Origin of the sequence: Streptomyces hygroscopicus subsp. hygroscopicus (assembly GCF_001553455.1) — a bacterium.
GTDB classification, from domain to species: Bacteria; Actinomycetota; Actinomycetes; order Streptomycetales; family Streptomycetaceae; genus Streptomyces; species Streptomyces hygroscopicus.
In genome coordinates, this window is record NZ_BBOX01000478.1 from 1 (window position 1) to 12,821 (window position 12,821).

Sequence of the window (12,821 nt, forward strand, 5' to 3'; positions counted from 1 at the left end):
CCCGGTGCCGGTGCGCCCGCCGAGCCCGCGCAGGTGCGGATCGCGGCGGTGCCGCTGCCCACCGCGGTGATCGCCGACGGCCGGACCGCCCTGGTGTGCACCGAGGACGCGGCAGGGCGGCAGACCTCGGTCGTCGAGGACCAGGTGGTGGTCGCCACGCTGGACGGGATGTTCGGTTCCATCTGGGGCGGCGCGGTGCCCGCCGCCCGCCCGCTCGACTTCGGCAACCGCGCCCGTACCGAGATGGTGCGCCGGGTGCTGGCCCGGCTGCGGGACGGGGTCACCGACGAGGCCGCCGCCCGGGATCTGGCGATCTCGGTGCGTACGTACCGCCGCTATGTCACCGGGATCCTGGAGCTGCTGGAGGCCAACTCCCGTTTCCAGGCGGGGGTACGCGCCACTGAGCTCGGCATCCTCGGAAATACATCCACATGATGATTTCGTTTCCCCCGGCGACATTGTGATCCGGAGCGTGCTGGCGATAGGTTGCCTGCGGGCGTGCCGAGATCGGGCAACTGCCGGTTATGCAAGGGGATTTGGAGATGACCGAGGGGCGCGGAAGGGGCACGGCCGCCATGGCGGCCGTGGACGGCGAGCCGGGTGCGGCGGAGCCGGAATCACCCCGCCCGGTACGTGCGCGAAAGATCGGCGACGGCGTCGGAAACGGTGAGAAATCACGATCCGGCGGCGGCAGTAAATTGACCGGCGGGACATCCGCGGGTTCTTCCGCCGACCGGCGGAGAACTCTGTTCCGGAGTGTGCTGCCGCCGCTCGTATTCGGGCTGCTGCTGCTTGTCGTCTGGGATCTCGTGACCCGGACCGGCGCCGTCGCCGAGTTCTACCTCCCGGCCCCGCTCGACCTCGCGCGGCATTTCCTCGACGACGTCCTGCACGGAGATCTCGTCGACTACACCAAGCAGACGGTGTGGGAGGCGCTGGCGGGCAGCGGCATCGGGATCGGGGTGGCGCTGCCGCTCGGCTACCTGATCGCGCGCAGTGAACTCGCCGCGGCGGCGCTCCAGCCGTACGTGGCCGCCTCGCAGGCGATGCCCGCGGTGGCGCTGGCCCCTCTGCTGGCCCTGTGGATCGGTTACGGCCTGCTGCCCATCGCGGTGCTCTGCGCGCTGCTGGTCTTCTTCCCCATCCTCGTCAACACCGTGCTGGGGCTGCGTTCGCTGGACCCCGATGTGATGGGGGCCGCACGGGTGGACGGGGTGGGGTGGTGGGGGATGCTCTGGTACATCGAGCTGCCGCTCGCCCTGCCCAGCGTCCTGGCCGGGGTGCGCAACGGCCTCACCCTCTCCGTCACCGGCGCGGTCGTCGGGGAGTTCGTGATGGGCGGCGACGGACTGGGGCAGCTGCTGTCCGTGCAGCGCCAGGAGGCCGACACCATCGGGCTGTTCTCCACCCTCGTCATGCTCGGCCTTCTCGCCGCCGTCCTGTACGGAGTGGTCCGCCTGGTCGAGCGGCTCGTTCAGCGCGACTGACAACTTTCATCCAGGAGGAGAAGTACGTGCGTTTCGTGCAGACGTCCAGGAGGCGTGCCCGCGGACACCGTGCCCTGGGGGCGGCCCTCGCGTCGGTGGTCGCGCTGGCCACCCTGACCTCATGTGCCGAGGAGCCGGGAGCGGCGGGAGGCAAGGACGGCGCAAGCATCACGGTGGGGCTGACCTACACCCCCAACATCCAGTTCTCCCCGTTCTACGTGGCCGCCGAAAAGGGCTACTACAAGGACGCCGGACTCAAGGTGACGCTGCGCCACCACGGAGCGGCTGAGAGCCTTTTCGGGGCCCTCTCCTCGGGCAAGGAAGACGTGATCTACGCGGGCGGCGACGAGATGCTCCAGGCCCGCGCCCAGAACGTCCCCGTGGTGGACATCGCCACGTTTTATCAGAAATACCCGGTGGGGCTGATCGTGCCCGAGGATTCCGAGATCCGGAAGCCCGCCGATCTCAAGGGCCGGAAGATCGGCACACCCGGTCCCTTCGGGGAGACCTATTTCGGTTTGCTGGCACTCCTCAAGGAAGGCGGCCTTTCCACCAAGGACGCCAGGATACAGAACATCGGCTTCACCCAGCAGGCGGCGCTGACCGGAAACAAGGTCGAGGGGGTAATGGGCTATGTGAACAATGACGCCGTCTCGTTCGAGGAGGCCGGTAAGGAAGTCCGGTCGATTACCCTCGACTCGGGCACGGCGGGGGATCCGCTGGTGGGCGTGGGGCTGGGCGCCAAGAAGAAGACGCTCGACAAACGCGGTGCCGACATCCGGAAGTTCGTCGACGCCTCCTTGCGCGGACTGCGCTATGCGATCGACCACCAGGACGAGGCCATCAAGCTCAGCGAGAAATACGTACCGGGGCTGCGCGGCGAGAAGCAGCGGAAGAACGCCCGCGCGGTGCTCCGGGCCAGCGCGCCGCTGATGCGGAACGACCAGGGCGAGCTGGGCACGATCGACCCGCAGACCTGGACCCGGATGGCGGACTTCATGTACGAGCAGGGGCTGCTGGAGAAGGCCGTCACCCCCGAGGACGCCTACGACACGTCCTATCTGCCCAAGTCGTAGTCGGAGCGCCGGCCGGGCCGCTTCCCACCGCTCAGCCGTCCGCCGCGCCGGAGCCGCCGGGCAGTGGGAAGCGGCCGTGCGGCGCGGCGGTCACGGCGAACGCGACTGCCGCGCCCGGCACGCCGCCGGACGCCCCGGCCCACAGCACCGGGCCCGCCGCAGGGCCCACGGCCTTTGGCCGCCGCTCCAGACGGCGGCGCAGCAGCGGTGCGGGGCGGTCGGGGCGAAGGAGCCGGCCGCCACCACCGTGCTCACCCAGCCCAGTGGACGCGATGGTCACGACGACCACGTCCGCCGGGGGCAGGTGGCCGATGCCCTCGGGGGCGACGCCCGGTTCCGCGCCCGCCGCCGCGGAGCCGTGCCGGGGCGACGGGGGCGGCACGGAAGAAGGATCACATGCCGGATCGGGCCGCGGACGCTGAACGGCGGAACGTCCACCAGATGACCAGGGCCCCGGCCGCGGCGGCGAGCGCGCCGACGACGGAGGCCACATGCATGGCGTGGACGAACCCCTCGTCGGCGATGTCCGACAGCCGGGGCAGCCGCAGCCGCGCGCCGAGCAGCCGGGTGGCCTCGGGCGACTCCGCCGCCGCGTCGGCGGCGCCGGACGGCAGTCCGTCCAGTTCGGGGGTGACCTGGTCGCGGTAGACGCTGACCAGGACGGAGCCGAGGACCGCGACCCCGAGCACACCGCCGATCTGCCGCAGCGAGTTGTTGACCGCGGAGCCCGCGCCGGTCCGGTCCGCGGGCAGGATCGCCATGATGGCCTCGGTGGTGGGGGCGACGGCGGCGCCCATGCCCAGGCCCTGGAGGACGAGGAAGACCCAGAACAGCGGCAGTCCGCTGTGCTCGTCCAGGAGGACGTAGGCGAGGAACCCGGTGGTGGCGATCAGCATGGCCGCGGTGACGACCGGACGTACCCCGTGGGCCCGGACCAGCCTGGCCGAGAGCGGGGCGCCCAGCAGCACGCCGAGGGCGACCGGGGCGATGGACAGCCCGCACTCCAGCGGTGTCTGGCCGTGGACGCCCTGGAGGTAGAAGCTGGTGTAGTACATCGAGCCGTTGAGCCCGAAGAACGTGAGCATGACGGCGACGCTGGCGCCGGTGAACCGGATGTCGCGGAACAGCCGCACGTCGAAGCTGGGGTTGGCGACGCGCAGTTCGACGAGGACGAAGACCACGACCAGCAGCACACCCCCGGCCAGCGAGCCGACGATGGCCGGATCGGTCCAGTCGTTGCGGTGGCCGCCCTCGATGATGCCCCAGACGATGGCGAAGAGCCCGGCGGTGGAGAGCACCACGCCCAGCGGGTCGAATTTCTGCCGCACCCGGGTGACGACCCCGGGCAGGAAGGCGAATGAGCCGGCCACGCACAGCACCACGATCGGCACATTGACCAGAAACACCGACCCCCACCAGAAGTGGTCGAGCAGCACTCCACTGAGCATCGGTCCGGTCGCGATCGCGATTCCACTGGAGCCCGACCAGATCGCGATGGCGGTGGCCCGGTGGCGTTCGTCGAAGACCTGGGCGATCAGGGCGAGGGTCGCGGGCATGATGAGGGCGCTGCCGACGCCCATCGCGCCGCGGGCCACGATGAGTTCGGTGGCCGAACCGGCGTAGGCGGCCCAGGCGGAGGTCGCGCCGAAGAGCACCATGCCGGTCAGGAGTAACCGGCGGTGGCCGTAGCGGTCGGCGAGCACACCGCCGGTGAACAGCAGCACCGCGAAGACCAGGGTGTAGGAGCTGATGGACCACTGCAGCTGATTGGGGGTGGCACCGAGCCCTTCGGCGGGATCGGCGAGGGTCTTGAGCGCGACGTTGAGCACGGTGTTGTCGAGCCACACCGCGAGTTGGGACAGGACCAGCACCGAAAGCGCGAGCCATTGGCGGCCGGTGGGAGAGTGCGAGGGGCCCGTCTGGGGGGTGTCGGTGGTCGCGGTGTTCTGTGCAGCCATATGGGCGGCGCCTTTCGGGACCCGGAGCACGGTGGGGGGTCCGCGTCGTACGGCAGGGGATGGCGTGCTGGCTCCAGAGGAAGTTACCAATCCGCCGAGCGGAGGCGCAGCCCCTTGCCGGTACGCGGAGGTGTCACGGCCGGAACGTGAGGGTATTTCCCGGCGGGAAGTGTCCCATAAGGAACGATCTTCCTTGCCGTGCGCCAGGTGGCTCGTTACTGTTCCCGGAAAGGGAACGGGGGTGTCCTTTGAGCCATTTGGGAATTCAACCAGACGGGCGACTGTCTATTGACGGATTTGACGGGGAGGTAGGCGCGGGGGGAGCGGTTCGCGTGGATCCGGACATGAGTGCGGACAGCCTGGAGGAAACGCTGGGTCAGGCGTTACGCCTCCTGGAGTCCGCCGTGCATCACCACCGCCGCTCCGCACTGGCTTCGGCCTCCGCCGAACTGCCGGTGGCCGGTGAGGCGGTGGCCGGCTGGGTGGCGCGGCTGGTGCTGCGCGCCGAGCGGGACGTGATCTGGAGCCTGCCCGAGGTGACCTGCGACGAGCACGGCCGGCTGGTCGCGCAGACGCTCGCCCAGCTGGCGGGCAAGGGGGTCAGGACCAGGATGCTCTGTCCGCCGGGCGTCATCCGGGGCGCCGTGTGGCAGCGCTCGGTGGGGACGGTGGCGCGGCTGGAGGTGCGCGTCTTCGAGGGGGTGCGGCAGGAGCTGGTGGTGGTGGACGGCGCGGCCGTCATCGCGCCCGACGCCTCGCCGGGTGACCCCGGCGGCTCCCGTGCCTCGATGATCCAGAACTCCACCGTGGCGGATATGCTGCACCAGCTGCTGTGCGGCATGTGGGACACGGCCCAGCGGCCGATGCGGCCGCTGTCCTTCGAGGGCGGTGCGCGCGGCCGGGTGCTGCGCGAGGTGCTGACGCTGATGGCGGAGGGCTACAAGGACGACGCCGCGGCTCGCAAACTGGGCCTTTCGGTGCGTACGTACCGCCGCTACGTGGCCGACATCATGCGGGACCTGAAGGTCGAATCGCGGTTCCAGGCCGGGGTGCGCGCCGTGCGCGCCGGGCTGATGGAGGCCGACCCCGAGTAGGGGATGGGCCGTGCGCCGGGGCGGCCGGTCTTCTGGCGGTTTGAACACTTCTGTCCGTTGCCCACCTGGCAACTTCCTGCAGATTCCATGTTCTGACTCCAGGGTAACCGGCTGCCCTCTGCAGCTTTATGACACGCGAACTAGTCGAACGCTCGTGTTCACCGTGTGTGTGACAGCTAGTGGACTCTGGGGTTGTCCCCTCCCGGACCGGGGCCTAGCGTCAGCGGGAGCTTCGTCGCTTTGCCCATGCCCGAAAATGGAGGTGCGCGGTAATGACCGCCATCGTCGAAGAGCGTCGTGAAACCATCAAGGAAATCGTCACCGATATCCTTGAGATCGACCCCGACGAGGTCACCGAGACCAGTCTCTTCAAGGAAGAGCATGACGCGGATTCACTGCGCGCCATTGAAATACTCGCGGCTTTGGAAAAGACCTTCAACGTCGTCATAGACCAGTCCGAACTCAGCCGGATGGTCAACCTCCGGGGCGTCTACGAGGTTGTGTCCGACGCGGCGGGCTGGTGACCGCCGGAGCTGGGCGGACCCATCGGAAGGCAGGGCGAAATGCGTGGTGAGCCGGGTCGCAGGGTCGTCATCACCGGCCTTGGGGCGGTGTCCGGCATCGGCGTCGGCGCGGCGGAATTCCTCGCCGGACTGCGCGCCGGGAAGAGCGCGGCGGGTCCCATCACCGCGTTCGGCACGGAGGGCTTCGACCGTTCCACGGCGTGTGAGGTCAAGAATTTCGAACCGGCCCGGTGGATTCGGAATCTCGACGTACGGACCCTGGGCCGGGCGAGCCGGTTCTCGGTCGCGGCGGCCCGTATGGCGGTGGCCGACGCCGGATTCCCCGAGCCGGAGAGCGCGCTGCGCGACACCCCCTGTCTGATCTCCGTCGGCACGACCGACGGCGAGTCCAGGGACCTGGACCGTCTGGTCGAGGAGGAAGTGGACCTGGGGCCCGAGCGGATGGACCCCTCGGTGGCCCGGCGGGTGCCCGCCGGACGGCTGTCGAGCGTGATCGCCCAGGAGTTCGGCCTCACCCGCGCCGAGGCGGTCACCCTCCCCACCGCGTGCGCCGCCGGGAACTACGCGATCGGCTACGGCTTCGACGCCATCCGCGGCGGGGACGTGGACCTCGCGCTGTGCGGCGGGGCCGACGCCCTGTGCCGCAAGACCTTCACCGGCTTCTACCGCCTCGGCACCATCGCCCCCGAGCGCTGCCAGCCCTTCGACAAGGACCGCAAGGGCATCCTCACCGGCGAGGGCGCGGGCGTCCTGGTGCTGGAGAGCCTGGAGTCGGCGCTGGCCCGGGGCGCCCGGATCTACGCCGAGGTGCTCGGCTACGGACTCAACTGCGACGCGGACCACCCCGTCGCGCCCAACCAGGACAGCGTGGTCCGCTGCATGCGGCTGGCCCTGGACAACGCCCGCGTCAAACCGGACGAGGTCGACTTCATCTCCGCGCACGGCACCGGCACCAGGGCCAACGACATCACCGAGGCCCGTGCCATCCGCCAGGTCTTCGGGGAGACCGCCCCGCCGCGCACGGTCTCCATCAAGTCGATGATCGGCCACTCCATGGGCGCCGCCGGCGCGCTGGCCTCGGTCGCCTGCGCGCTCGCGCTCACCGAGGGCTTCATCCCGCCGACCATCAACCATGTCGAGACCGACCCCGAATGCGGTCTGGACGTGGTGCCCAACCAGGCGGTGGCGGCCGATCTGAAGGTCGTCCAGAACAACGGCCTGGCCTTCGGCGGCAACAACGCTGTCGTCCTCTTCGGCAAGCGCCGAGTGGACTGGTCATGAGCCAGCTGGTGACCGGCGCGGGTGCCGTGGCGAGCGTGGGGGAGGGCGTCGACGAGGTCTTCCGGGCCCTGTGCGCGGGCACCAGCGGGCTCGGCGAACTGCGCGGCTTCGACCGGGAACGGTACCGGGCCCGCCACGCGTACGAGATCGACGACCGCCCGGTGCCCGGCGCCGACCTCCCCGGCCGCGCCACCGAATGGCTGCTGCGCGCGGTCGGGGAGGCCGCCGCCCAGGCGGGGCTCGGCGAGGACCTGAGCGAGGTGCCCGTCCTCGTCGGCACCGGGCTGCGCGAACTGCGCTCCGCCGAGCTGGCCTGGCGCGACGGCACGCCCTTCGACATCGGCCGGCTGCACTTCGGCACCGCACTGCGCGAACGTTTCCGCGCGGTCCGCACCCACACCTTCTCCGGGGCCTGTTCGGCCTCGCTCTACGCGCTGGCGCTCGCCGCCGACCTGCTGGCCTCGGGGGCCGAGGACACCGTGGTGGTGGCCGGTGTCGACACCCTGACCGAGTCGATGTACGGGCTGCTGGACCGGGTCAACGGCGAACCCCCCGACCGCGTCCGGCCGTTCGACCGGGAGCGCCGCGGGGTGCTGATGGGCGACGGCGCGGCGGCCGTCGTGCTGCGCCGCGAGGAGCCCGGCGCGGGAACCGGAGCGGGGCCCGGCGCGCTCGGCCGGGTGCGCGCCGTCAGCATGAACTGCGACGCGCGCCATGTGACCGCCCCCGACCCCCAGGGCATCGCGCGGGCGGTGCACGAGGCGCAGTGGCGGGCGGGCGTCAAACCCGGCGACATCGACCTGGTGCTGCTGCACGGCACCGGCACCCAGCTGAACGACACGGCCGAGGCGGCCGCCATCCGCGAGGTCTTCGGGCCCGAGGTGCGCGGGCCCCTGATGACCGCGATCAAGTCCATGACCGGCCACACCTCGGGCGGCTCCGGTCTGCTCAGCCTGATCGTCGCACTGGAGTCCCTGGCCTCCGGCCGGGTGCCGCCCACCCTGGGCCTGGCCGAACCGCTGCCCGAGGCCGAGGCGTTCCGGTTCGTCCGGGACGCGGCGCGGGACGGCGGGGACCTGCGGGTCGCGCAGATCGACGCGTTCGGCTTCGGCGGTGTCAACGCGGTCGCCATCGTGGAGAGGGCCGACCGATGACGCACCGCCCCGGCGACGTCGTCGTCACCGGCGTGGGCCTGGCCCTCCCCGGCGCCGCCACCCCCGGCGCACTGCTGCGCCGTGCCGCCGCCCCCGCCGCCGGGCCCGCCCCCGAACCGTTCGACACCGCCGTCCGGATCGGCCGCCGGGGCCACCGCTACAAGGACCGGGCGACCCGGCTGGCGCTGTGCGCCGCGCTCGACGCGCTGCGCGACGCCGCCCTGATCCCCGCGGACGGCGAGGAGGTGACGGTGCCCGGCGACACCGTCGGCGTGGTCGCCAGCTCCAACCTGGGCAACCTCGACACCGCGTGCCTCACCGCCGCCGCCATCGCCGAGCGTTCGGCCATGGACCTCAGCCCCATGAGCCTGCCGAACGCCTCCAGCAATGTGATCGCCTCCTGGGTGGCCATCCGCCACGGGCTGCGCGGTCCCAACCTGATGCTGTGCAACGGGGCGACGTCCGGCCTGGACGCCGTCCATTGGGGCGCCACGCTGGTCGCGGCGGGCCGGGTCCGGCGCGCGGTGGTGATCGGCGTGGAGACGCACAACGCCGTCGTCGAGGATCTGCTCGGCCGCCCCGCCGACGAGCTGCTGGACGGCGCGGCGGCTCTCGTCGTGGAGGGCGCCCGGTGGGCCGAGGCCCGGGGGGTGCCGGCCGCCGCCGCCCTCGGCCCGTACGAACGGCGGGCGGGGCTCACCGGCTGTATCGAGGCCCTGCTGCCCGGCGGCGCCGCACCCGGCGTCTGGTTCACTCCCGAGCGTTACGCTGAGCGGCCCGCCGGGGCCGTACCGGTGCCGGAGACCGTGCCGCGCTACGACGTCACCGACGCGGTGGGCCGGTCCTCCGGGGCCCTCGGGGTGCTGCAGTGCGCGGCGGCCGTCGGCTGGCTGACCCGCGCGGAGGCCGGAAAGCGGGCGGGGGGCGGGACCGGGTCCGGGGCCGGGGACGGTGCCGCCTTCGGGGACCGGGCCGCATCCGACGGCGGGGCACGAGCCGCGCCGGACCCGGCGGCGGTGCCCGACCCGGGGCCGGCGGCGGAGGCGTTGGCGTCGGTGCCCGTGTCGGCGGAGGCGTCCGCGTCGGCGTCCGCCTCGGTGCCCGTGTCCCGCCAGGCGCTGATCACCAGCGGTGACGACACCGCGGACGCCGTGGCCGGACTGCTGCTGCGCCCCACGCCCGCCCGGTGCCACCGGCCCCCCGCCGCACGTGCCCCCCTTTCAGCCATGGAGTGTTCCCGATGACCGCCGCCGCCCCGCCGATGTCCACGAAAGCCCTGCTGACGGACGTCACCACCGTCCGGATGCGCCCGCGCTACGAGGGCTCGAACATCTGCACCTGGATCGGCTTCAAACACGTCAACTACCTCGTCGAGGAAGCCGTGCTGGTGCACTTCGCGGACTCCGGGGCGCCCGCCCGCCGGCTGTACGAGGAGCACGGCCTCGGGCTGGACGTCGTCACGCTGGAGACCCGCATCCTGCACGCCTTCCACATGGACGACGTGGCCGAGGCCGAGGTGGTGCCGGACACCGCCGCCGACGACGCCACCCTCGGCTTCCGGGTGACCCTCCGCGTCGAGCGCGGCGGCTCGGTTCTGAAGGCCGTCACCGCCAAGGTGCGCATCTCGTTGCGCGCCGACACCTACCTGGCGGCGCCCGGCCAACCGCCCGCCGAATGGGCCCCCTTCGTGGTGGACCGGCTGGGGGTGGAGGCGCACCCGGACGAGTCCGCACCGGCCCGGATGCCGCTGCCGGACGGCGGCGAGCGGGCCGTCCTGGCCTCGCTGACCGAGGGCCGCAACGCCTACGCCTGGAAGTGGACCATCCCCTATCCGTACTGCCACTTCACCGAGCGGCTGCAGATGTCCGGCTATCTGCGGCTGATGGAGGAGGCCAAGGACCGCTTCGTCCTCGACCGCGGCATCTCCATCAAGACCCTGCTGGACGACCGCCGGTGGATACCGGTCGTTCCCCGGTCCTCGATACGCGTTGTCGGCGAGGCGGTGATGGAGGAGGACCTCTACACCGTCTACACGGTCGAGGAGATCTTCAAGGACCTCACCTACACCGCACGGATGGACTGTTACGTCATCCGCGACGGCGCGCTCGCGCTCACCGCGACCGGCCGGATCGTCCACGGCTACGCCGAGATCGAGAACCGCCGCGACTGGCGGCTGGTCCCCTTCGACCGTCGGGTGCTGGCCGCGCTCGGCGGGAAGCCGGGCGGCGCCTGATGGACGACGTACTGGTCACCGGTCTCGGCGCGCTGTCCCCGCTGGGCGCGGGCACGGACGCCTTCTGGCGGGGGATGCACGCGGCGGACACCGCGCCGCTGCGGGTCCCCGATCCGCTCGCGCACATGGACCATCCGCTGATGTACCTGGTCCCGGAGGCCGACGTGCCGGACGGGCCGGAGGAGCAGGACGGGCTGCCGCTGGGGCGTGGCTCGCGGTTCGCGCTCGCGGCGGCCCGCGAGGCGGTCCTCGACGCGGGGCTCGCCGGACCGCCGGCGCCGGACACCGGACGGGACAGGGGACGGGGCGCGGCACAGGACACGGGACGGGACGCGGGAGGGGACAGGCGACGGGACACCGGGCAGGGCGCGGAACGGGACACCGGGCAGGACGCGGGACGGGGCGGAGTGCGCGACGCGGGACGGGACGCGGGGCCGGACGCCCCGCGCGTCGGGCTCGATCCGCGCGCCGGGCTCGACCCGCGCCGGGTGGCCGTCGCCCTCAGCAGCGGTATGGGTGACACCGATCTGCACGAGGGCTGGTGGTCCGGACAGGCCCCGGCCTCCGGCCGCTGGGCGCCCGCCTTCCCGGTGGCCTCGGTGGTCGGCGGCTGGTTCGGCGCGCAGGGCGTCAACACCTGCGTCAGCAACGCGTGCGCCGCCAGCGGCTACGCCCTCTCGGTGGCCGCCGACCTGATCCGTTCCGGCGAGGCCGACGTGGTCATCGCGGGCGGCGCCGAGGCGTACTCCCGGGTCGCGCTCGGCTGTTTCAACCGGCTGGGTGCCATCGACCCCGAGCGCTGCCGCCCGTTCTCCGCAGAGCGGCGCGGCACCGTCTTCGGCGAGGGCGCCGCCGTGCTCGTCCTGGAGTCCGCCGCGCACGCCCGCGCACGCGGCGCGCGCACCGTCTACGGCCGCCTGGCGGGCGCCGGCTGGAGCTGCGACGCCTACCACGCGACCGCCCCCGAGCCCTCCGGCGCGCAGATCGAGCGCGCGATGCGCGAGGCGCTGCGGGAGGCGGGGGCCGGGGACGGGTCGGGACCCGGTGGGCTGGGATTCGTGATGCCGCACGGCACCGGCACCGAGCTGAACGACGTGGTGGAGAGCCGGGTGCTGGGCGCGCTGGCTCCCCGTACGCCCCTCTACAGCGTCAAGGCGCTCATCGGGCACACCGGTGGCGCGGCGGGCGCGTTCGCCGCGCTGGCCGCCGCGTTGGTGCTGCACCACAAGACGCTGCCGCCGAACGTGCCCATCGGCGAGCCGGACCCCGCGTGCGCGGTGCCGCTGCCGTCCGGCTCGGCGCCCATGACCGGGGGATACGGCCTGGTCAACGCCTACGCCTTCGGCGGCAACAACATCTCGCTCGTCTTCGGGGAGGCGGCCGCGTGACCGACGATCCGGCCGGCGGCCTGGTGGTGACGGGCATCGGCACCGTGAGCGCGGACGGTTTCGACTTCCGTACGGCGCTCGGCCGGCGCGGCTACAAGTACCTGCCCGCCGCCTCCCAGTACTTCCTGGCCGCGGCCAAAGGCGCACTGGCGCAGGCGGGCCCGGGCGCGCTGGAGGCGGTCGGGCCCGAGGAGCGGGGTGCCGCGGTGGGCACCAACAGCGCGGCCGTCGCGCTGCACCACATGATGGACCGCACGATCACCGCCACCGGTGCCGAGGATCTGTCCCCGGCCCTCGCGCCCTACTTCTCCGTCAACCTCTTCGGCAGCCGACTGGCCACCGAACACGACCTCAAGGGCTTCAACCTCACCTTCACCAGCCCCCGGGTCGCGGGCCTCGAAGCGCTCCAGGCGGGCCGGCGGGCCATCGCCGCGGGCCGGGCCCGGCGGCTGCTGGCCGGGGCCACCGAGGAGGCGCTGCCCGAGGGCGAACCGGGGGCCGACAGGCCGGAGTCCGGTGCCGTCGCGCTGGTGCTGGAGCCCGCGTCGGCCGCCCGGAGCCGGGGGGCCGCGGCGCTGGGCCGGGTGGCCGTCCGCTCGTTCTTCCTGCCGCCCCGGGTCGCGGCC

13 protein-coding genes are annotated in these 12,821 nt (G+C 72.4%); 11 read left to right on the top strand and 2 right to left on the bottom strand.

Features of this window, described 5'->3' with window-relative positions; all coding sequences use genetic code 11:
- From AXW62_RS36545 to AXW62_RS36555, 3 genes are all read left to right on the top strand, one after another.
- Positions 1-435: helix-turn-helix transcriptional regulator (locus AXW62_RS36545; protein ID WP_370682962.1), on the top strand; the 435-nt coding region annotated here is incomplete at its 5' end.
- Positions 436-923: 488 nt separating this feature from the next.
- Positions 924-1,487, top strand: a complete 564-nt coding sequence (locus AXW62_RS46430) for an ABC transporter permease (protein WP_250847695.1) — start codon at positions 924-926, stop codon at positions 1,485-1,487.
- 26 nt (positions 1,488-1,513) lie between these two features.
- On the top strand, positions 1,514-2,563 hold the full coding sequence (locus tag AXW62_RS36555) for an ABC transporter substrate-binding protein (protein WP_060948197.1): 1,050 nt from the start codon (positions 1,514-1,516) through the stop codon (positions 2,561-2,563).
- A gap of 31 nt (positions 2,564-2,594) precedes the next feature.
- Here AXW62_RS36555 and AXW62_RS36560 read toward each other — a convergent pair whose 3' ends face one another.
- Both AXW62_RS36560 and AXW62_RS36565 read right to left on the bottom strand, forming a co-directional pair.
- The gene (locus AXW62_RS36560) at positions 2,595-2,945 is read right to left on the bottom strand and encodes a hypothetical protein (protein ID WP_060948198.1); all 351 of its coding nucleotides are present in this window, start codon (positions 2,943-2,945) and stop codon (positions 2,595-2,597) included.
- A gap of 10 nt (positions 2,946-2,955) precedes the next feature.
- A complete protein-coding gene (locus tag AXW62_RS36565; protein ID WP_060948199.1) occupies positions 2,956-4,521 on the bottom strand; it encodes an MFS transporter in 1,566 nt (521 codons plus the stop codon).
- Positions 4,522-4,865: 344 nt separating this feature from the next.
- On the opposite strand from AXW62_RS36565, the gene AXW62_RS36570 reads away from it, so the two are divergent.
- From AXW62_RS36570 to AXW62_RS36605, 8 genes are all read left to right on the top strand, one after another.
- Positions 4,866-5,615 carry a helix-turn-helix transcriptional regulator gene (locus tag AXW62_RS36570; RefSeq protein WP_030839894.1) on the top strand — a complete coding sequence of 250 codons (750 nt, stop codon included), beginning with the start codon at positions 4,866-4,868 and terminating at the stop codon, positions 5,613-5,615.
- A gap of 272 nt (positions 5,616-5,887) precedes the next feature.
- Positions 5,888-6,139 carry an acyl carrier protein gene (locus AXW62_RS36575; protein WP_030839896.1) on the top strand — a complete coding sequence of 84 codons (252 nt, stop codon included), beginning with the start codon at positions 5,888-5,890 and terminating at the stop codon, positions 6,137-6,139.
- 39 nt (positions 6,140-6,178) lie between these two features.
- The gene (locus AXW62_RS36580; protein WP_060948200.1) at positions 6,179-7,420 is read left to right on the top strand and encodes a beta-ketoacyl-[acyl-carrier-protein] synthase family protein; all 1,242 of its coding nucleotides are present in this window, start codon (positions 6,179-6,181) and stop codon (positions 7,418-7,420) included.
- Entirely contained in the window at positions 7,417-8,574 is a 1,158-nt protein-coding gene (locus tag AXW62_RS36585) for a beta-ketoacyl synthase N-terminal-like domain-containing protein (protein ID WP_060948201.1), read from the top strand. Before AXW62_RS36580 ends, AXW62_RS36585 begins: the two co-directional genes overlap by 4 nt.
- The gene (locus tag AXW62_RS36590; RefSeq protein WP_060948202.1) at positions 8,571-9,818 is read left to right on the top strand and encodes a beta-ketoacyl synthase N-terminal-like domain-containing protein; all 1,248 of its coding nucleotides are present in this window, start codon (positions 8,571-8,573) and stop codon (positions 9,816-9,818) included. Before AXW62_RS36585 ends, AXW62_RS36590 begins: the two co-directional genes overlap by 4 nt.
- A complete protein-coding gene (locus tag AXW62_RS36595) occupies positions 9,815-10,807 on the top strand; it encodes an acyl-CoA thioesterase family protein (protein ID WP_060948203.1) in 993 nt (330 codons plus the stop codon). Before AXW62_RS36590 ends, AXW62_RS36595 begins: the two co-directional genes overlap by 4 nt.
- Positions 10,807-12,195, top strand: coding sequence for a beta-ketoacyl synthase N-terminal-like domain-containing protein (locus AXW62_RS36600; RefSeq protein WP_060948204.1), 1,389 nt, complete (start codon positions 10,807-10,809; stop codon positions 12,193-12,195). Before AXW62_RS36595 ends, AXW62_RS36600 begins: the two co-directional genes overlap by 1 nt.
- Positions 12,192-12,821: beta-ketoacyl synthase N-terminal-like domain-containing protein (locus tag AXW62_RS36605; RefSeq protein WP_289306039.1), on the top strand; the 630-nt coding region annotated here is incomplete at its 3' end. The genes AXW62_RS36600 and AXW62_RS36605, both read left to right, overlap by 4 nt.